The organism is Streptomyces sp. NPDC048523 (assembly GCF_043199815.1).
Lineage (GTDB): Bacteria > Actinomycetota > Actinomycetes > Streptomycetales > Streptomycetaceae > Streptomyces.
The window spans coordinates 1566787-1583174 of record NZ_JBICWQ010000001.1 but is presented as its reverse complement, the minus strand read 5'-3'; the positions used below and the strand labels follow the sequence as shown (position 1 = coordinate 1583174).

At 71.6% G+C, this 16388-nt stretch carries 20 protein-coding genes and 2 pseudogenes; 13 read left to right on the top strand and 9 right to left on the bottom strand.

Features of this window, described 5'->3' with window-relative positions:
* Positions 1-6: 6 nt before the first annotated feature.
* The 7 genes from ACGFWE_RS07220 to ACGFWE_RS07190 are packed head-to-tail and all read left to right on the top strand — an operon-like array spanning position 7 to position 3714.
* Positions 7-270 (top strand): gas vesicle protein GvpG, encoded by a 264-nt coding sequence (locus tag ACGFWE_RS07220; protein WP_352381320.1) that lies wholly within the window; start codon positions 7-9, stop codon positions 268-270.
* The gene (locus ACGFWE_RS07215; protein ID WP_393598486.1) at positions 267-998 is read left to right on the top strand and encodes a DNA primase; all 732 of its coding nucleotides are present in this window, start codon (positions 267-269) and stop codon (positions 996-998) included. The genes ACGFWE_RS07220 and ACGFWE_RS07215 overlap by 4 nt, the downstream gene beginning before the upstream one ends.
* A complete protein-coding gene (locus ACGFWE_RS07210) occupies positions 998-2146 on the top strand; it encodes an SRPBCC family protein (protein WP_393598484.1) in 1149 nt (382 codons plus the stop codon). Before ACGFWE_RS07215 ends, ACGFWE_RS07210 begins: the two co-directional genes overlap by 1 nt.
* Positions 2143-2481, top strand: a complete 339-nt coding sequence (locus ACGFWE_RS07205) for a gas vesicle protein (RefSeq protein ID WP_007385866.1) — start codon at positions 2143-2145, stop codon at positions 2479-2481. Before ACGFWE_RS07210 ends, ACGFWE_RS07205 begins: the two co-directional genes overlap by 4 nt.
* Positions 2478-3248, top strand: a complete 771-nt coding sequence (locus ACGFWE_RS07200; RefSeq protein ID WP_352381314.1) for a GvpL/GvpF family gas vesicle protein — start codon at positions 2478-2480, stop codon at positions 3246-3248. Before ACGFWE_RS07205 ends, ACGFWE_RS07200 begins: the two co-directional genes overlap by 4 nt.
* A complete protein-coding gene (locus ACGFWE_RS07195) occupies positions 3245-3433 on the top strand; it encodes a gas vesicle protein (RefSeq protein WP_007385868.1) in 189 nt (62 codons plus the stop codon). Before ACGFWE_RS07200 ends, ACGFWE_RS07195 begins: the two co-directional genes overlap by 4 nt.
* Entirely contained in the window at positions 3430-3714 is a 285-nt protein-coding gene (locus tag ACGFWE_RS07190; protein ID WP_266391822.1) for a gas vesicle protein K, read from the top strand. Before ACGFWE_RS07195 ends, ACGFWE_RS07190 begins: the two co-directional genes overlap by 4 nt.
* 13 nt (positions 3715-3727) lie before the next feature.
* Here the strand turns inward: ACGFWE_RS07190 and ACGFWE_RS07185 are convergent, their stop codons facing one another.
* Both ACGFWE_RS07185 and ACGFWE_RS07180 read right to left on the bottom strand, forming a co-directional pair.
* Positions 3728-3898 carry a hydrophobic protein gene (locus ACGFWE_RS07185; protein WP_069760366.1) on the bottom strand — a complete coding sequence of 57 codons (171 nt, stop codon included), beginning with the start codon at positions 3896-3898 and terminating at the stop codon, positions 3728-3730.
* A gap of 40 nt (positions 3899-3938) precedes the next feature.
* Positions 3939-4784: a class I SAM-dependent methyltransferase gene (locus ACGFWE_RS07180; protein ID WP_393598480.1), complete on the bottom strand. Its 846-nt coding sequence runs from the start codon at positions 4782-4784 to the stop codon at positions 3939-3941.
* A gap of 215 nt (positions 4785-4999) precedes the next feature.
* Between ACGFWE_RS07180 and ACGFWE_RS07175 the strand changes: the two are divergent.
* A pseudogene (locus tag ACGFWE_RS07175) lies at positions 5000-5740 on the top strand (ATP-binding cassette domain-containing protein); the annotation flags it as partial.
* Here the strand turns inward: ACGFWE_RS07175 and ACGFWE_RS07170 are convergent.
* Positions 5662-6607 (bottom strand): annotated as a pseudogene (locus ACGFWE_RS07170) (Vms1/Ankzf1 family peptidyl-tRNA hydrolase); the annotation flags it as partial. The pseudogenes ACGFWE_RS07175 and ACGFWE_RS07170 overlap by 79 nt on opposite strands.
* Positions 6608-6671: 64 nt before the next feature.
* Here ACGFWE_RS07170 and ACGFWE_RS07165 point away from each other — a divergent pair.
* A complete protein-coding gene (locus ACGFWE_RS07165; RefSeq protein ID WP_352381305.1) occupies positions 6672-6953 on the top strand; it encodes a DUF6158 family protein in 282 nt (93 codons plus the stop codon).
* Positions 6954-7037: 84 nt separating this feature from the next.
* Here ACGFWE_RS07165 and ACGFWE_RS07160 read toward each other — a convergent pair whose 3' ends face one another.
* From ACGFWE_RS07160 to ACGFWE_RS07145, 4 genes are all read right to left on the bottom strand, one after another.
* Complete coding sequence (locus ACGFWE_RS07160) at positions 7038-7580, bottom strand: type 1 glutamine amidotransferase domain-containing protein (protein ID WP_352381303.1); 543 nt, start codon at positions 7578-7580, stop codon at positions 7038-7040.
* A 6-nt stretch (positions 7581-7586) separates the two neighbouring features.
* The gene (locus ACGFWE_RS07155) at positions 7587-8072 is read right to left on the bottom strand and encodes a CBS domain-containing protein (protein WP_352381302.1); all 486 of its coding nucleotides are present in this window, start codon (positions 8070-8072) and stop codon (positions 7587-7589) included.
* On the bottom strand, positions 8069-8455 hold the full coding sequence (locus ACGFWE_RS07150) for a DUF2795 domain-containing protein (RefSeq protein WP_352381300.1): 387 nt from the start codon (positions 8453-8455) through the stop codon (positions 8069-8071). Before ACGFWE_RS07150 ends, ACGFWE_RS07155 begins: the two co-directional genes overlap by 4 nt.
* A gap of 255 nt (positions 8456-8710) precedes the next feature.
* Positions 8711-10504, bottom strand: coding sequence for a thiamine pyrophosphate-requiring protein (locus ACGFWE_RS07145; protein WP_393598477.1), 1794 nt, complete (start codon positions 10502-10504; stop codon positions 8711-8713).
* A 245-nt stretch (positions 10505-10749) separates the two neighbouring features.
* On the opposite strand from ACGFWE_RS07145, the gene ACGFWE_RS07140 reads away from it, so the two are divergent.
* The 4 genes from ACGFWE_RS07140 (at position 10750) to ACGFWE_RS07125 (ending at position 14969) form a co-directional block, all read left to right on the top strand.
* Positions 10750-11550: an RNA polymerase sigma factor SigF gene (locus ACGFWE_RS07140; RefSeq protein WP_393598475.1), complete on the top strand. Its 801-nt coding sequence runs from the start codon at positions 10750-10752 to the stop codon at positions 11548-11550.
* Positions 11551-11757: 207 nt separating this feature from the next.
* Entirely contained in the window at positions 11758-12447 is a 690-nt protein-coding gene (locus ACGFWE_RS07135; protein ID WP_393598473.1) for a hypothetical protein, read from the top strand.
* A 195-nt stretch (positions 12448-12642) separates the two neighbouring features.
* Complete coding sequence (locus tag ACGFWE_RS07130; protein ID WP_352381293.1) at positions 12643-13881, top strand: aminotransferase class I/II-fold pyridoxal phosphate-dependent enzyme; 1239 nt, start codon at positions 12643-12645, stop codon at positions 13879-13881.
* Complete coding sequence (locus ACGFWE_RS07125; RefSeq protein ID WP_393598471.1) at positions 13878-14969, top strand: MBL fold metallo-hydrolase; 1092 nt, start codon at positions 13878-13880, stop codon at positions 14967-14969. The genes ACGFWE_RS07130 and ACGFWE_RS07125 overlap by 4 nt, the downstream gene beginning before the upstream one ends.
* Here ACGFWE_RS07125 and ACGFWE_RS07120 read toward each other — a convergent pair.
* Together ACGFWE_RS07120 and ACGFWE_RS07115 are read right to left on the bottom strand one after the other, a co-directional pair.
* Positions 14966-15580 (bottom strand): DedA family protein, encoded by a 615-nt coding sequence (locus ACGFWE_RS07120; RefSeq protein WP_393598469.1) that lies wholly within the window; start codon positions 15578-15580, stop codon positions 14966-14968. The genes ACGFWE_RS07125 and ACGFWE_RS07120 overlap by 4 nt on opposite strands.
* A complete protein-coding gene (locus ACGFWE_RS07115; RefSeq protein WP_393598467.1) occupies positions 15577-16350 on the bottom strand; it encodes an MBL fold metallo-hydrolase in 774 nt (257 codons plus the stop codon). Before ACGFWE_RS07115 ends, ACGFWE_RS07120 begins: the two co-directional genes overlap by 4 nt.
* Positions 16351-16388 lie beyond the last annotated feature (38 nt).

Here is a 16388-nt window from a genome sequence, read left to right as displayed (position 1 = left end):
GCGGCCATGGGTCTCATAGGAGAGGTGCTGCTGCTGCCGTTCGCCCCGGTACGCGGCAGCGGCTGGGTGATCAAGCAGGTGCTGAACGAAGCGGAGCGCCTCTACTACGACCCGGCCACGGTCCGGGCCGAGCTCGCCAAACTCGAGGAGCGACTCGAGGCGGGCGAGATCGACGACGAGGAATTCGATCGACAGGAGGACGAACTCCTCGAACGACTGGAGATCGGCCTGCGCGGCGGCGCGGGGACTGGCGACGGGACGATGCGATGAACCGAACGGGACTGGGCCTCGCCGTAGGGGCCGGATACCTCCTCGGACGTACGAAGAAACTGAAACTGGCGTTCGCCGTCGGCACGCTCGTGGCCGGCAAGCGGATGCATCTGAGCCCCAAGGCGGTGGCCGACCTGGTCTCCCAGCAACTGCTGAAGAACCCGCAGTTCAAGGAGATAGGCGACACGCTCCGCCAGGACCTGCGAGGCGTCGGCAAGGCCGCCTCCGGTGCCATGGTGGAGCGGCAGATCGACGCGATCGCCGACCGGCTGCACGGCCGTACCGCCCAGGTCCGCGACCAGCTCTCGGGTGTGGCGCCCGACCTCTCCGAGGACGAGGACGACGAGTCCGAAAGGGACGAGGAGCCCGAGGAGGAGGAGACTGGGACCGCGGAGGACGAGGCCGACGAGGAGCCCTCGGACGAGGACGAGGCCGACGACGAGGCCGACGACGAGGCCGACGAAGAGGCCGACGAAGAGCAGGAAGAGGCTCCGGCCCCGGCGAAGCGGACCGCCAAGAAGGCCCCGGCCAAGAAGTCGGCCGCGAAGAAGGCGCCGGGCCGCACGCCGCCCGCGAAGAAGACGGCGCAGAGCCAGGGCGGCACGGCCGGCAAGAAGACCGCGGCCAAGAAGACCACGGGGAAGAAGACGGCCGCCAAGAAGGCGACCGCGGCCAGGGGCGCCGGCCGGAGTACCCGTGCCCGGCTGCCGAAGGGAGGCGGTGAGTGATGACCGAGACACTCGGGTCCGCCCGTGACGCCACCGACAAGGCGAAGAGCAATCCGCTCACCGACATGGCCCACAGCGAGGCGGCGGACCGGCTCAAGTCCGAGCTGCAGGAGTACGTCTCCGCACAGGCCCAGCGCCTGCTGGTCGGTGTCGGCCGCAAGCTGGGCGAGACCACCGGCAAGCTGAACGACATCGCCGAGGGCAACAGCCCCGGATTCGCCAAGCTCGCCCTCGACGGCGGCCGCAAGCTCGCCGAGGGCAAGGGGCCGGTGCGCAGCGCGGCCGAGCTGGGCTTCTCGCATGCCAAGGACAAGGTGGTCGGCGCCTTCAAGAACCTCGGCGGCGGCAAGGGCAAGCGCAAGGGCGGGTCCGGTCAGAAGCCGATGGTGATCATCGAGTTCATCGATGTCGGTGTGGATCTGCGCACGGCCTACGACCAGTGGACGCAGTATCAGGACTTCTCCACCTTCGCGAAGGGTGTCAAGAGCGCGAACCGCGCCGACGACACCCACACCGACTGGCAGATGAAGATCTTCTGGTCCAACCGCAGCTGGAAGGCCACCACCACCGAGCAGATCCCCGACGAACGGATCCAGTGGACGTCGGAGGGTGCGAAGGGCACGACCAAGGGCGTCGTCTCCTTCCACAAGCTCGCCGACAACCTCACCCGCGTCCTGCTGGTGATCGAGTACTACCCCCAGGGCCTGTTCGAGAAGACCGGCAACATCTGGCGCGCCCAGGGCCGCCGGGCCCGGCTGGACCTCAAGAACTTCGCCCGCTTCATCACCCTCAAGGGCGAGGCGGAGGACGGCTGGCGCGGCGAGATCCAGGACGGCGAGGTCGTCAAGAGCCACGAGGACGCGGTGGCGGAGGAGGAAGAGGCCGAGGGCACCGAAGAAGGGGCCGAGGACGCCGAGGACTCCGAGGAAGAGGACGAGCAGGAAGGCCCGTACGCCGAGGACGAGACCGAGGACGAGACCGAGGAGGAGCCCGAGGAGGAGGGCGAGCCCGAGGACGAGTACGAGGAGTACGACGAGGAGGAGCCCGAGGAGGAGGCCGAGGACGAGGCACCCGCGGGCGAGGAAGACGTACCCGAGGAAGAAGAGGAAGAGGACTACGAGCACGCCGAGGGCGGGAGCCGACGATGAGCATGCCCAGCCGGCTTCCGGATCCCTACGGCCAGGGGAGCGGAGCCAACCTGGCCGACATCCTGGAGCGTGTGCTGGACAAAGGCATCGTCATCGCGGGAGACATCCGCATCAACCTGCTCGACATCGAGCTGCTCACCATCAAACTGCGGCTCATCGTCGCCTCGGTCGACAAGGCCAAGGAGATGGGGATCGACTGGTGGGAGGACGACCCCGCGTTGTCCTCCCGCGCCCGTCGTGACGAACTCGCCCGGGAGAACAGCGAGTTGCGTGAGCGGCTCGCGCGTCTGGAGGAGCTGGAGCCCAGCCGCCGTGCCGAGGAGGAGAGTTCATGACCGGACTGCGGTACGTGTACGCCGTCTGCCATCCCTTCGGCACCCCCTTGCAGGCCCAGCTGGCCGGCGTGGCCGGCGATCCGCCCAGGCTGCTGCACCACCACGGCCTGGTGGCCGTCGTCAGCCATGTGCCGGAGCGGGACTTCGCCGAGGAGCCGCTCCGCAGGCATCTGGAGGACCTGGAGTGGCTGACCGGGACCGTGCGCGCGCACCAGAGCGTGATCGACGCGCTCACCGTCGTCACCACCCCACTGCCGCTCCGGCTCGGCACCGTCTTCCGTGACGACAGCGGCGTCCGGGTGATGATCGAGGAACGCGAGGAGAGCTTCCGGCGCACCCTCGACCGGCTTCACGACCGGGTGGAGTGGGGCGTCAAGGTGTACGCCGAGACAGCGGCCGCGGACCGTGCCGAGCCCGCCGCGACACCCGAGAAGCCCGTCTCTGGCCGGGACTACCTGCGGCAGCGCCGCCAACGGGTGCGTTCGCACGAGGAGATGTGGCAGCAGGCGGAGGCCTTCGCGACCCGGCTGCACGAAACGCTTTCCCGGTACGCGGAGGACGCGCGGCTGCACGCCCCGCAGAACCCCACCCTTTCCGGGGCCTCGGGGCAGAACATTCTGAATGCCGCCTATCTTGTGCCGCGCGGCGATTCCGAGGAATTCGTGGAAATGGTCGACCGTACCAAGGGTGAGGTTCCGGGAATGCGGGTGGAACTCACCGGACCCTGGGCGGCCTATTCCTTCGCGGGGGAGGAACAACAGCCGTGACCGTCATCGAACGCCGCGAGGTGGCCCTCGTCGACCTGCTCGACCGGCTGCTGGCCGGCGGGGTCGTCATCACGGGGGACATCACCCTGCGCATCGCGGACGTCGACCTCGTGCGCATCGACCTGAACGCGCTGATCAGCTCGGTCAACGCTCAAGTCCCCTCACCGTGGGAGGAGTTGCTGTGACGACCCGACGCAACCGGCTGGACCTGGAGCCCGACACGGTCGAGCGGGACCTGGTCAAGCTCGTCCTGACCGTCGTGGAGCTGCTGCGGCAGCTCATGGAGCGCCAGGCGCTGCGCCGGTTCGACGAGGGCGACCTGAGCGAGGAGCAGGAGGAGCGGATCGGGCTCACCCTCATGCTGCTCGACGACCGCATGACCGAGCTGCGCGAGCGGTACGGACTGCGGCCCGAGGACCTGAACCTGGACCTCGGGCCGCTGGGACCGCTGCTTCCCCGGGAATGAGATCCCGGGAAGGTCACCACCTGTACCAGCGACCCCTGCTTCCGCCCGACGTCGTCCCACGCATCAGGAACCCCAGCAACCACAGCACGAGCACAGCCAGTGCGATCCACCAGAGAATCTTCACTGCGAAACCGGCGCCGAAAAGAATCAGTACCAGAAGCAGCACGAGCAGGATGGCAATCATGATGAACCTCCTGCATTCCGGGTTTCCCGGAATCTGCGTTTCAGACTTCCTTTCGGCACAGAATTTCTCCGTGCAGCACACAGAACCAGCCGTCGTCCTGGGCGCCCCATTCCCGCCAGGCCTCCGAGACGGCCCGCAGCTGCTCCACTGTGGCGTGACCGCCCTCGGTGGCCCGCTCCGCGTACGCCGAGGCCAGTGTGCGGTCCGCCCACAGCCCGCTCCACCACTCCCGCTCCTCGGCGGTGGAGTAGGTCCAGGTGCCGGAGCTCGCGGTGATGTCCGTCAGGCCCGCCCGCAGCGCCCAGGACTTCAGCCGCCGGCCGGCGTCCGGCTCACCGCCGTTGGCCCGGGCCACCCGGCGGTACAGGTCCAGCCAGTCGTCCAGCCCCGCTGACGCCGGGTACCAGGTCATGGCCGCGTAGTCCGAGTCGCGGACCGCGATGTGTCCGCCGGGCCTGGTGACCCGCCTCATCTCGCGCAGGGCCCGCACCGGGTCCCCGACGTGCTGGAGCACCTGGTGGGCGTGGACCACGCAGAACGTGTCGTCCGGGAAGTCCAGCGCGTGCACGTCGGCAACCGCGAAGTCGACGTTGGTCAGACCTCGTGCGGCGGCCGTGGCGCGGGCCTGGTCCAGGATGCCGGGCGCGTGGTCGACGCCGGTGACCTGTCCGTCCGGGACCAGGGCCGCGAGGTCGGCGGTGATCGTGCCCGGCCCGCAGCCGATGTCCAGGATCCTCATGTGGGGCTTCAGCGATCTCAGCAGGTACGCCGCCGAGTTGGCCGCGGTGCGCCAGGTGTGCGAACGCAGGACGGACTCGTGGTGACCGTGCGTGTAGACGGCGGTCTCCCGCGGCTTGTCCTGCGGCGTCTCCTGCGATGTCGGCATGGCTGGGCTCCCCTTTGCGACAGATCCGTCGATACGTTGAACCGTACGCGCGCATGTCGCATGGTGAGACCTCAATATCACTATGTGGACTCGCCGCCCCGGGCCGGTTCCGGGACGCCGCGAGCACGAAGAGACGGGAGTCCCGCCGTGCGCGGGCTTGTTCGTCGGCATAAGCGTTTGCCCTGGTCCCGTCGTCGCGCGCACAATGCGGCCTCATGGGACATCTGGAAGCCGCACATCTCGAGTACTACCTCCCCGACGGGAGGGCGCTGCTCGGCGATGTGTCGTTCCGGGTGGGGGAGGGGGCCGTGGTGGCTCTCGTCGGGCCGAACGGCGCCGGCAAGACGACCCTGCTGCGGCTGATCTCCGGCGAGCTGAAACCGCACGGCGGGACGGTCACGGTCAGTGGCGGCCTGGGCGTGATGCGCCAGTTCGTGGGATCCGTACGGGACGAGACGACCGTACGCGATCTGCTCGTTTCGGTCGCGCCGCCCCGGATCCGGGAGGTCGCGCAGGCCGTGGACAGGGCCGAGCACCTGATCATGACCGTCGACGACGAGGCCGCGCAGCTGACCTACGCGCAGGCGCTGTCCGACTGGGCCGAGGTGCGCGGATACGAGTCCGAGACGCTCTGGGACATGTGCACCATGGCCGCGCTCGGGGTGCCCTACGACAAGGCGCAGTTCCGGCAGGTGCGGACCCTGTCCGGCGGTGAGCAGAAGCGGCTGGTGCTGGAGGCGCTGCTGCGCGGCACGGACGAGGTGCTCCTGCTCGACGAGCCGGACAACTACCTCGACGTGCCCGGCAAACGCTGGCTGGAGGAGCGGCTCAAGGAGACCCGAAAGACGGTTCTCTTCGTCTCCCACGACCGGGAACTGCTCTCGGCGGACCGCCAGCTGGTCCGGATCCTCACCGACCCACACCTCGCGGTGCGCGTCGGGCCCGTCCGGGCGGATCAGGAGTTCGTCGATACGGTGCTCACGCGCGGCCTCGACCAGCGCGGGAACGCCTTCCACGGCCCCCGGACGGCCGTCGTCACCCGGCACGCGGGCCGCGAGGAACCGTTCCAGCTCCCGCTCCGCGCGCTGCCGTACGTGCTCGGTACGGGCCCGCTCCACGTCCTCGTCGAGCAGCCGGCTCCCGGCGCCGTGCTCGGCCTCCACGACCCGGCCGTGCAGGTGCTTGGGCAGCCGCTCGTGCACCGCCCGCTTCTCCCGCTCGTCACCGACCAGGATCAGCAGGTCGGCACCGGTCTCCTCCTGGCAGGCGGCGAGCGCGTCGGCGATCTCGCCCGCGTTGTGCTCCCAGGTGTTCTCCACCCGCAGCTGGAAGTGCCGCTCCGACCAGTCGGCGCTGCTCGTCCGGTGGACGGGCCACTGCCTGCCGCTGACCGACCCGGCGGCCTGCCGGTCGAGCGCCCCGCGCAGCTCGAAGTCGGCGCCCTTGCGGTCGACGTACGCCACCACGCACACCGGGTCCTCGCCGGCCAGCTCCAGGAGGGGCGCGGTGTGCGGCAGCGGGGCCCACCGGACCAGGCTGCCGTCGGGGGACCTGGTCAGCGGTGGGTCGAGGACGACCTCGCCGGCCCGCGCGAAGACGGCCCGGCCGTGCGGTTCGGACGAGTGCCGCAGTTCCTCCAGCGCCTCTCGCACGGCCACGCAGGTCGCCTCGTCGGCGCCCTGGGTGGACAGCTCGCGGGAGACCGCGAGCGCCGCGAGATGCTGTTCGTGCGGGGTGTCCTCCGTATGCCGTGGGGTGTCGACGTACACGGAGGCCCACGGGCCCGGATGTTCGTAGAGTGGATGCAGGAAAGCGAGATCCATGTTCCCTCCCGGATGCCGCTCGGGGGCAGTGCGGTATTGCTCGCGGGGCGGGTACCCGAAGCACATGAACGAACACGACGAGCGGGACACCACCATGACCGGAGTCGATCCCAGCACCTTGGACGACCAGCAGCTCATGAAAGAGCTGGAGACGATCCATCGCACCCGGCACGAAACGCTGCTCCACGGCTCGAACGACGCGCTCGGTGCCCACAACGAGCGCATGGCCCGGCTGGAGGGCGAGTACCTGCGCCGCCACCCGCGCCGGACCGTGGCCGCGGGCCGTACCCGTGAGGGCGCCCGGGAGCGCGGGGCGGGGGAGTCGGCCACCCCGGCGCTGGACTGACCGGGCCGACCGCGCCCGGAACAGACGGTGACCTGCCGACCACATGGTCAGCAGGTCACGCCCACGAACGTGTCCAGGCGTCGCTCAGGCGGCCGTCTTGGAGAACACGTCGAGGAAGGTCTCGCAGAACGCCTTCAGGTCGTCCGGCTTACGGCTGGTGACCAGCTTGTTGTTCCCGTGGTCGCACACCTTCACCTGCTCGTCCACCCAGGTGCCGCCCGCGTTGCGGATGTCCGTCTGGAGACTCGGCCAGGAGGTGAGCACCCGGCCCCGTACGACGTCCGCCTCGACGAGCGTCCACGGCGCGTGGCAGATCGCGGCCACCGGACGCCCCTGGGTGAAGAAGTCCCGCACGAACGCCACGGCCTTCTCGTCCGTCCGCAGGAAGTCCGGGTTGGCCACCCCACCCGGCAGCACCAGCCCGTCGAAGGAGTCCGCGGACGTCTCGCCCACGACCTCCTGCACGGGGAACGTGTCCGCCTTGTCGAGGTGGTTGAACGCCTGGATCTTCCCGGACTCCGTCGACACGAGCACGGGCTCGTGCCCCGCGTCCACCGCCGCCTGCCACGGATCGGTGAGCTCGACCTGCTCGACGCCCTCGGGTGCGCTCAGAAACGCGATGCGCATGATGATTCAACGTCCTTTCCTGAAAAGCTCTTCTGTGGCTCCCGGATCCGCTGTTGTTCCCGGATCCGCCGCGACATCCGGATCCGCGCGGCTGATGTCGGCCAGCGCCGACCCCGGGTCCCGGGCCTCGGCGATGTCCGAGAGGCTCACGATCCCGACGGGCAGGCCGTCCTCGACGACCGGCAGCCGCCGTACGGCATGGGCCCGCATCAGCGCGACCGCCTGCGTCACCGGGTCGCCGGGGGCCACCGTCAGCGGATCCGGCGTGCACACCGACCGGGCGCTCACCGTCTGCGGGTCGATGCCGTCGGCGACGGCCCGGACCGTGATGTCCCGGTCGGTGAGCAGCCCCACCACCCGCTGACCGTCGGCCACGACGACATCGCCGATGTCCTGCGCGCGCATCAGCCGCGCCGCCTCGACCAGCGAGGCGTCCGGGCGGACGGCCACCACACCGGGCGTCATCACGTCCCTGACGAGGTCCGCCGTCACCGGGTGCCCTCCGTCCCGGTCAGCGCCCGCGCGAGCTCCTGGACATTGGTGTAGTTCTCCTTGCGCGGGAGTTCCTCCACCGCCTCGACGAGGGGGTCGGGTGCGTGCTCGTGGCGCAGCACCCGCACCAGCTCCACGGGGGTGGCGGGGAACGAGCTGCGGCCCAGGATCCGGGCCAGCTCCAGCCGGACGGTCTCCAGCGACGCCCCGTCGCTGCCCGGCGCCACGGGGCCGCCCCAGACCTGCGGATCGTCGTCGGCGGTCGGCTCCGGGTCGTTCCACTCCTCGCTGCGGGTGGGATGCCCGGAGCGGAGCAGACCCTGGAGTTCGTGCTTCATCTCGTCGTCGCGGTGGCGGCTCAGCCTGTCGCTGCCTCGCTGCATGACTCCCTCCAGATCTTCGGGTCCGCACCGCGTACCCGTGCACCGGGGGCCGACACCGGGTTTGCCGGACCGAAGCGGGGAGACCCGATCCGGACCCCCCGCGCACCTCCCCTGGGAAGGACATGGCGATGGTCGTCCTCGCCGCGCTCATACCGATCCTCATGCTCGCCGCGGTGCTCGCGCTCGGCCGGTACGAGGAACTGATGCTTTCGGAGCCGAAGGGCGACCGGCTCGAACCGGCCGCCCTCCCGGCGGTTACTTCTCCCGCCCCGGCAGGAACTCCTGCACCTTCGCCTTGAAGCCCTGCTTCACCATGGACGCCCGGTCGGCGTCGCCCTTGAGGACCGAGGCGGCCGTGGCCTCCATCTGCTCCCAGGTGGCGTGCGGCGGGATCGGCGGTACGGCCGGGTCGGTGAGGAACTCGAGGACCGCGGGCCCGTCCGCCTGCAGCCCGGCCCGCCAGGCCGCCTCGACGTCCTCCGGCTTCTCCACCCGGATCCCGGTCAGACCGAGGGAGCGGGCGAACGCGGCGTACTGCACGTCCGGGAGCTGCTGCGAGGGCAGGAACGACGGAGCGCCCTCCATGGCCCGCATCTCCCACGTGACCTGATTGAGGTCGTGGTTGTTCCAGATGGCGACGATCAGCCGCGGGTCCTCCCACAGATCCCGGTACTTGGCCGCGGTGATCAACTCCGCCATGCCGTTCATCTGCATCGCCCCGTCCCCGACCAGCGCGATCGCCGGCCGGTCCGGGTGCGCGAACTTCGCGCCGATGGCGTACGGCACTCCGGGGCCCATCGTCGCCAGCGTGCCGGACAGCGACGAGCGCATGCCGGGCCGCATGGTCAGGTGCCGGGCGTACCAGTTGGCGGTGGACCCGGAGTCCGAGGTGACGATCGCGTTGTCGGGCAGCAGCGGGTCGAGGACGTGGGCCACGTACTCCGGGTTGATCGGGTCGGCTGACAGCTGCGCCCGCCGCTCCATCACCTCGCGCCAGCGCTTGACGTTGCCGCACACCGTGTCGTGCCAGTCGCGCCCGCCGCGCTCCACGTCCAGCATCGGGATCAGCCGCTGGAGCGTCGCCTTCGCGTCGCCGACGAGGTTCACCTCGTACGGGTAGCGCATGCCGACCATGTGCGGGTCGATGTCGATCTGCACACCGCGCGCCTTGCCGAACTCCGGCAGGAACTGCGTGTACGGGAACGACGAGCCGATGGTGAGCAGGGTGTCGCAGTCCCGCATGAGTTCGTACGACGGGCGCGTGCCCAGCAGGCCGATCGAGCCGGTGACGTACGGGAGTTCGTCGCTCAGCGCGTCCTTGCCGAGCAGCGCCTTGGCGACGCCCGCGCCGAGCAGTTCGGCGATCCGCTCCACCTCGGGCCGTGCGCCGGCCGCCCCCTGCCCGATCAAAATGGCGGGCTTCTCACCGGAGTTGAGGATCTCCGCGGCCCGCTCCAGCGACTCCTGGGAGGGCACCGCCGTCCAGGCGCTGCGGTCCAGGCTGGAGGGCACCATCTTGAACTCGTGCGTGGGCGCGGAGTAGTCGAGCTCCTGGACATCGCCCGGGATGATGATCGCCGTGGGGCAGCGGCGGGCGTACGCGGTTCGGATCGCCCGGTCCAGGACGTTCGGCAGCTGCTCGGGGACCGTCACCGTCTCCACGAACTCCGAGGCGACGTCCTTGAACAGCGTGTGCAGGTCCACCTCCTGCTGATACGACCCGCCCATCGCGGTGCGGTGCGTCTGTCCGACGATCGCCAGCACCGGCACATGGTCCAGCTTGGCGTCGTACAACCCGTTGAGCAGGTGGATCGCGCCCGGCCCCGAGGTCGCCGCGCACACGCCGATGCGGCCACTGAACTTGGCGTAGCCGACCGCCTCGAACGCGGACATCTCCTCGTGCCGGGACTGCACGAACCGCGGCTGGTTCTCGGCCCGGCCCCAGGCCGCCAGCAGGCCGTTGATGCCGTCCCCCGGATAGCCGAAGACATGCTCCACACCCCACTCGCGCAGCCGCTCGAGGATGTGATCGGACACCTTGGTGCTCATGGGCTGACCTCCCGGACATGGATGGCACAGGCAGCAGCCCTACGAGTCACCCTGCACGCCACCGGAAAACCTGCCCCGGGTTTGTCCCGCGGGGCCGAGGGCAGGCGCACTCACAGTGCTTCGGACCGGAGGCACCTCCGTGAAAGCGGCGATCGACCGCCACGGCCGCGCGCGCCCGTCCGCACCCGGACGCGCTCCCCCCGTTGATCGTCCACCCGAGCACGATCCAGGGAGCTGCGACGCAGATGCCCACTCCAGTGAGCGCGAAGCACCATCCGCACGACGACGCACCCGACACCGCCGAAGCCTTCCGCAGGCTCGCCGAACTGCCCGCCGGACCCGAGCGCGACACCCTGCGCGGACAGGTCGTCGAGGCCTGGCTGCCCATGGCCGACCGGCTCGCCGGACGCTTCCGCAGCCGCGGCGAGAGCTTCGACGACCTGCGCCAGGTCGCCGCCCTCGGCCTGGTCAAGGCCGTCGACCGCTACGACCCCGCCCGCGGCAACGCCTTCGAGAGCTACGCCGTCCCCACCATCACCGGCGAGATCAAGCGGCACTTCCGCGACCACATGTGGACCCTGCACGTGCCGCGCCGGGTCCAGGAACTGCGCAACCGCGTCCGCCTCGCCTCCCAGGACCTCGCCCAGACCATCCCGGGACGCGGGCCCACCGTCGCCGAGATCGCCGAGCACGCGAGCCTGAGCGAGGAGGACGTCCTGGTGGGCCTGGAGGCCCTGGAGAGCTTCACCGCCCTCTCCCTCGACGCCGAACTGCCCGGCAGCGAGGACGGCTACTCGCTCGCCGACGCCCTCGGCTCCTTCGATCCCGCCCTGGAGACGGTCGTGGACCGCGAGTCCGTCAAGCCCCGGCTGGCCGCCCTTCCCGAGCGGGAGCGCGCCATCCTCTACATGCGCTTCTTCAACGACATGACCCAGAGCCGGATCGCCGAGCAGCTCGGCATCTCCCAGATGCACGTGTCCCGGCTGATCAACCGCTGCTGCGGTCGGCTGCGCGAGCAGATCATGCGCGACGCCGCGGGCAGCTGACGGCAGCGCCGGGGCAACGACACCTCCGGCGCCCGGACATCACCCACTCGGCCCTTCCCGTCCCGCCAATGGCCTCCGGCCGCGCGCGGGACGGGGAGGGCCGGGCTGTGATGGCCGTGGGTGCGACCGTCGTGCCCCCGGCCCAGTCGTCGAGACGCCGACGCCCGACGACGGGCCCCGCAGCCGTCGGCCGAAGGAGTCCATCCCATGCGCCGCACCGCCCGTCTCCGGGCCCTGTCCGTCGTCCTGCCCGCGCTCTGGATCACCCTGGGCGCCGCCGCGCCGAGCGCCTTCGCGGATCCGGCCGCGGAGGTCAGCCCGAGCAGTGTCCAGCCGGGCGGCAGTGTCACCGTGTCCGTCTCCTGCGATCCCGGCACCGGGACACCGCCCGCCACCCTCGACGCCACCTCCGAGGCCTTCGAGTCGCAGACCGTACGGCTGCAACTGGTGCCCGGCAACGACGACAAGGTCTCCGGCCCCGCCTACAGCGGCACCGCGCGCGTCGCCGCCGACCCGGCACCCGAGGACGGTGCCGGCAGTGTCGGACCCGACTCGGCGTGGACCGTCGACGGCACCTGCCCGACCGCGGACCGCGCACCGGGCAAGGCCTGGAGCGCCACCTTCACCATCACGAGCGGAGCCGGCACCGACAGCAGCCACCGCCCATGCACCGAGCCACGCACCGAGCCGCGCTCCCAGCCGCCCGTCGAGCCACGCACCGAGCCGCACACCGAGAGCTGCGGCACCGCGGTCATCCAGAGCCCCGTCCACGCCGGTGACGGCGGCAGCTTCACCGACTCCGTGCCCGCCCTGGTCGCCGGCGGTCTGCTGATCGCGGGGGCCGCCGCGGGCGCCGTGTACCGGCTGCGCCGCAAGGCCCCCGCGACGGATCTCTGAGGCCGAAACCTCAGGGCCGTGTGACAGGCGCAACCCGCCCGGCGCCCATGGGCCCGCGGCGCCGTGGGTACTCGGAGCGCGAGGAGCCGCAAGAAGCTGCGAGGAGCTGCAAGGAGCTGCAAGGAGCGCCCCCGGCGCGAGCGAACGAGACGGCGGACCGGACGAGCCACCGGACAGCGGCATACGGAGGTGACCATGCGGACCGACCCGGAGGGCCAGGGCCCCGTCCGCTACGGCCCTCCGCTGCCCGAGGACGGGCTGCCCGTACTGCCCGAACTCACCGCCGTCCTCGCCGCCGCGGCCGCCCGCTCCCACGCCGAACCGGTCGGCGGCGGCACCCCGCTCCTGACGGCCGCCTGCGCCTACGCGGCCCGGCGCGGCCTGCCCGCCGAACCCGACCACATGGCCGCCGCCCCCGGCGCCCCCGCCCTCCTGCTCGCCCTGACCGCCGCCCTCGGTGGCGACGTCCTGGTGCCCCGCCCCTGTGCCGCCTGGTGGGCGCCGTACGCACGCCTGTTGGGCCGACGCGTCTTCCACGTGGCGACACCGGCCGAGTGCGGCGGTGTCCCGGACCCCTACGCCCTCCTGGAGACCGTGCGCCGGGTGCGGGCGGAGGGCGGTGACCCACGGCTGCTGGTGCTGTCCGTCGCCGACGACCCCACCGCCACCGTCGCCCCGCCCGAGGTGCTGCACGAGACCGTCGAGGCCGCCGCGGGGGAGGGCCTGCACCTGGTCAGCGACGAGACCTGGCGCGACACCGTGCACGCCCCGCACGAGACGGTCTGGCTGAGCCCCGCCGAGATGCTGCCCGAGCGGGTCACCGTCGTCACCGACCTGGCCGGCAGCCTGCTCCCGACCGGCTGGCCGGCCGCCTTCGCCCGCTTCCCGGCCCACGGCGACGGCCTCCACGCGCGCGTGCTGGACATCCTGACGGCCCTCGGCGCCCGCATCGCCGCCCCGGTCGCCGCGGCCGCCGCCCACGCCCTCACCGAGCCCGAACCGGTCACCGCCCACCGCACCGCCGTAGGACACCTCCACGCGCGGGTGGCCGCCGCCGCGCACTCCGTGGTCGTCGGCGCGGGCGCGCTGTGTCGGCCCCCGCGGGCCGGCCGCCATCTCTACGTCGACCTCGGTCCCCTGCGTCCCGCGCTCAGCGCGCAGGGCGTCGGCGACGCCCAGGACCTGGAGGAGTTCCTCACCGCCCGGCTCGGCATGCCCGCTCCCGGCGGCCACCGCTTCGGCGACGACCTCGGCGCGCTGCGCGTACGGCTGTCCACCGGCCCCCTGCTCGGCGGTTCCGACGAGGAACGCGCGGAATGCCTCATGTCACCCGCGCCGTTGGAACTGCCACAGGTGCAACGCGCGTTGATCACCCTGGAGTCGGTCTTCGACGACCTCCGCGACGACGCTCAGCGATGGGAGCCTCCTCGATGACGCAGCAGTCCGAGTCGACCACCAGCACGCGAGTGGCCGACGAACCCCCGGCCCCCTCCTCGTTCGCGCCCCCGTCCCCGCCCCTGTCCCCGCCGCTCGCCGAACCCCGACCGCTGGGGGAGCGCAGAGTGTGGCCGAGGTCCTTCCACGACCGTCTGACCGCCCCGCTGCCCGGCCTGAAGGCCATGGCCCGCTTCGCCCGCGAGGGCGCCGTACGCCCCGGGCCCGAGGGCCTCGCCGACATCCCGAAGCTGCCCTACGCACCCGCCCCGCTCCCCGCCGTCGACACCCGCACGGTCGCCGTCTCCTGGGCGGGACACGCCAGTTGGGTGGTGCGGATCGGCGGCCTGACCGTCCTCACCGACCCGGTCTGGTCCCGTCGCATCCTCGGCACCCCGGCCCGCATCACCCCGGTCGGCTTCGACTGGAACGCCCTGCCGCCCGTCGACGCGGTCGTCATCAGCCACAACCACTACGACCACCTGGACGCCCCGACCCTGCGCCGACTGCCGCGCGACACCCCGGTCTTCGTCCCGGCCGGCCTGGCCCGCTGGTTCCACCGCCGCCGCTTCACCGCGGTGACCGAACTCGACTGGTGGGAGGCAGCCGAACTGGACGGCGTCCGCTTCGACTTCGTCCCCGCCCACCACTGGTCCAAGCGCTCGCTCACGGACACCTGCCGCACTCTGTGGGGCGGCTGGGTCCTCACCGCCCAGGACGGGCAGCGCGTCTACTTCGCGGGCGACACGGGCTACGGCCACTGGTTCTCCCGCATCGGCCACCGCTACCCCGGCATCGACCTCGCGCTGCTGCCCATCGGCGCCTACGACCCCCGCTGGTGGCTCAGCGACGTCCACTGCGACCCGGAGGACGCGGTGCGGGCGGCCCAGGACCTGGGCGCCCGCCGGATGGCCCCCATGCACTGGGCGACGTTCGTGCTGTCGGCGGAGCCGGTGCTGGAACCCCTGACGCGGGTGCGGGAGGCGTGGGCGAAGGCGGGCCTGGCCCGCGAGGACCTGTGGGACCTGCCGGTCGGCGGCTCACGGGTGCTGGAACATCCCCTGGAACATCCGGTGGAGCGTCCCTAGGGACGGACCCGCTTCCACACCGTCGGTGCCGCGCTCATCGCCACGGTGAGCGCGACCGCCGCGAGGACTCCCTCCCAGGGCTCCTTGAACAACGACCCGCCCAGGATCCCGATCAGCTGGTACGTCACGGCCCAGGCCAGACAGGCCGGCAGATTCCCCCGGACGAACCGCCGCAGCGGCCACTCCGCCATGAGGCAGGCCAGCATCACCGGAATCCGCCCCGCCGGCACCAGCCGGGACAGCACCAGGACGGCCACCCCGTGGTCGGCCAGCTTCCCCTGCGCCTGCGAGAGCCGCTCCTCCGGCGCCCGGGAGCGGAGCGCCTTCAGCCACCGCGAGCCGTTCTTCGACTTCATCCCGCGCCGCCCCAGCCAGTACAGGGCGATGTCCCCGAGGAACGCGGCGAGGGAGGCCGTGAGGAACACGAACAGCAGGGACAGGGGCGCCGTCTGATGGAACGCCACGACGGCCGCCGAACTCACCAGCGCGCCCGTGGGCACCACCGGCACAAGCGCCCCCAGAAACACCAGCAGGAACAGGGTCGGATACCCGATCGCCCCTCCCGCGGCCACGGGTGTCGCCCCCGTGGTGGCGGCCGCGAGCCAGGTCACCGCGCACCCCCCAGCCGCACGCTCTCCCCGTGCTCCAGCCGGTGCACATCCACCCCGGGCGCGAACTCCGCCGCCAGCCGCACGAACTCCGCGCCCGGCGCGTGGAACTCGTGCGGCCGCACCCCGTCCATCCCGATCGGCCAGTACGTCCCGTAGTGCACCGGCACCGCACTGCGCGGCTCCAGCCGGGCCAGCGCCTCGGCCGCGCGCCCCGCGTCGAGGTGCCCCTCCCCGAGATACGGCCCCCACCCGCCCACCGGCAACAGCGCCACGTCGACCGGCCCGACCTCCTTGGCCATGTCGTCGAACAGCCCGGTGTCCCCGGCGAAGTACGTCCGCGCCGAGCCCTCGACGACGAAACCGAGCGCGGGGGAGCGGTGCGGCCCGACCGGCAGCCGCCGTCCGTCGTGCCACGCGGGCACCACGCGTATCAGGAGGTCGCCGACGCGTCGCTCGTCGCCGGGGACCACCTCTTCCACCCGCAGGTCGGTGAGCCGGCGCAGCCCCGGCACCTGGCGTGGTGCGCCGCGGGGCACGAGCAGGCGCGTGCCCGGCTCCAGCCGCGCCAGCGAGGGAACGTGCAGATGGTCGGCGTGCAGATGGGAGACGAGGACCACGTCCGCACGCCGGGCCTCGGGCGGGGGTACCGCCCCGCGGCGCCGGCGCAGATGCGCGAGCCGGCGGGCGAACAGAGGGTCGGTGAGGACACGAACGTCCGAATCCGTGACCGTGCAGGTGGCGTGCCCCCACCAGGTGATCTCCACCGGCACCTCTTTGCCTCCTTCGCGCGACTCCCCGAAGCCTACGG

Excerpts from the sequence above, each read along its gene's own strand:
- ACGFWE_RS07210 (WP_393598484.1), top strand. The coding sequence starts at position 998 with ATGACCGAGACACTCGGGTCCGCCCGTGACGCCACCGACAAGGCGAAG.
- ACGFWE_RS07140 (WP_393598475.1), top strand. The coding sequence starts at position 10,750 with ATGCCCACTCCAGTGAGCGCGAAGCACCATCCGCACGACGACGCACCC.
- ACGFWE_RS07185 (WP_069760366.1), bottom strand. The coding sequence starts at position 3,898 with ATGATTGCCATCCTGCTCGTGCTGCTTCTGGTACTGATTCTTTTCGGC.
- ACGFWE_RS07215 (WP_393598486.1), top strand. The coding sequence starts at position 267 with ATGAACCGAACGGGACTGGGCCTCGCCGTAGGGGCCGGATACCTCCTC.
- ACGFWE_RS07205 (WP_007385866.1), top strand. The coding sequence starts at position 2,143 with ATGAGCATGCCCAGCCGGCTTCCGGATCCCTACGGCCAGGGGAGCGGA.
- ACGFWE_RS07145 (WP_393598477.1), bottom strand. The coding sequence starts at position 10,504 with ATGAGCACCAAGGTGTCCGATCACATCCTCGAGCGGCTGCGCGAGTGG.
- ACGFWE_RS07135 (WP_393598473.1), top strand. The coding sequence starts at position 11,758 with ATGCGCCGCACCGCCCGTCTCCGGGCCCTGTCCGTCGTCCTGCCCGCG.
- ACGFWE_RS07150 (WP_352381300.1), bottom strand. The coding sequence starts at position 8,455 with ATGCAGCGAGGCAGCGACAGGCTGAGCCGCCACCGCGACGACGAGATG.
- ACGFWE_RS07165 (WP_352381305.1), top strand. The coding sequence starts at position 6,672 with ATGAACGAACACGACGAGCGGGACACCACCATGACCGGAGTCGATCCC.
- ACGFWE_RS07125 (WP_393598471.1), top strand. The coding sequence starts at position 13,878 with ATGACGCAGCAGTCCGAGTCGACCACCAGCACGCGAGTGGCCGACGAA.
- ACGFWE_RS07220 (WP_352381320.1), top strand. The coding sequence starts at position 7 with ATGGGTCTCATAGGAGAGGTGCTGCTGCTGCCGTTCGCCCCGGTACGC.
- ACGFWE_RS07160 (WP_352381303.1), bottom strand. The coding sequence starts at position 7,580 with ATGCGCATCGCGTTTCTGAGCGCACCCGAGGGCGTCGAGCAGGTCGAG.
- ACGFWE_RS07180 (WP_393598480.1), bottom strand. The coding sequence starts at position 4,784 with ATGCCGACATCGCAGGAGACGCCGCAGGACAAGCCGCGGGAGACCGCC.
- ACGFWE_RS07130 (WP_352381293.1), top strand. The coding sequence starts at position 12,643 with ATGCGGACCGACCCGGAGGGCCAGGGCCCCGTCCGCTACGGCCCTCCG.
- ACGFWE_RS07200 (WP_352381314.1), top strand. The coding sequence starts at position 2,478 with ATGACCGGACTGCGGTACGTGTACGCCGTCTGCCATCCCTTCGGCACC.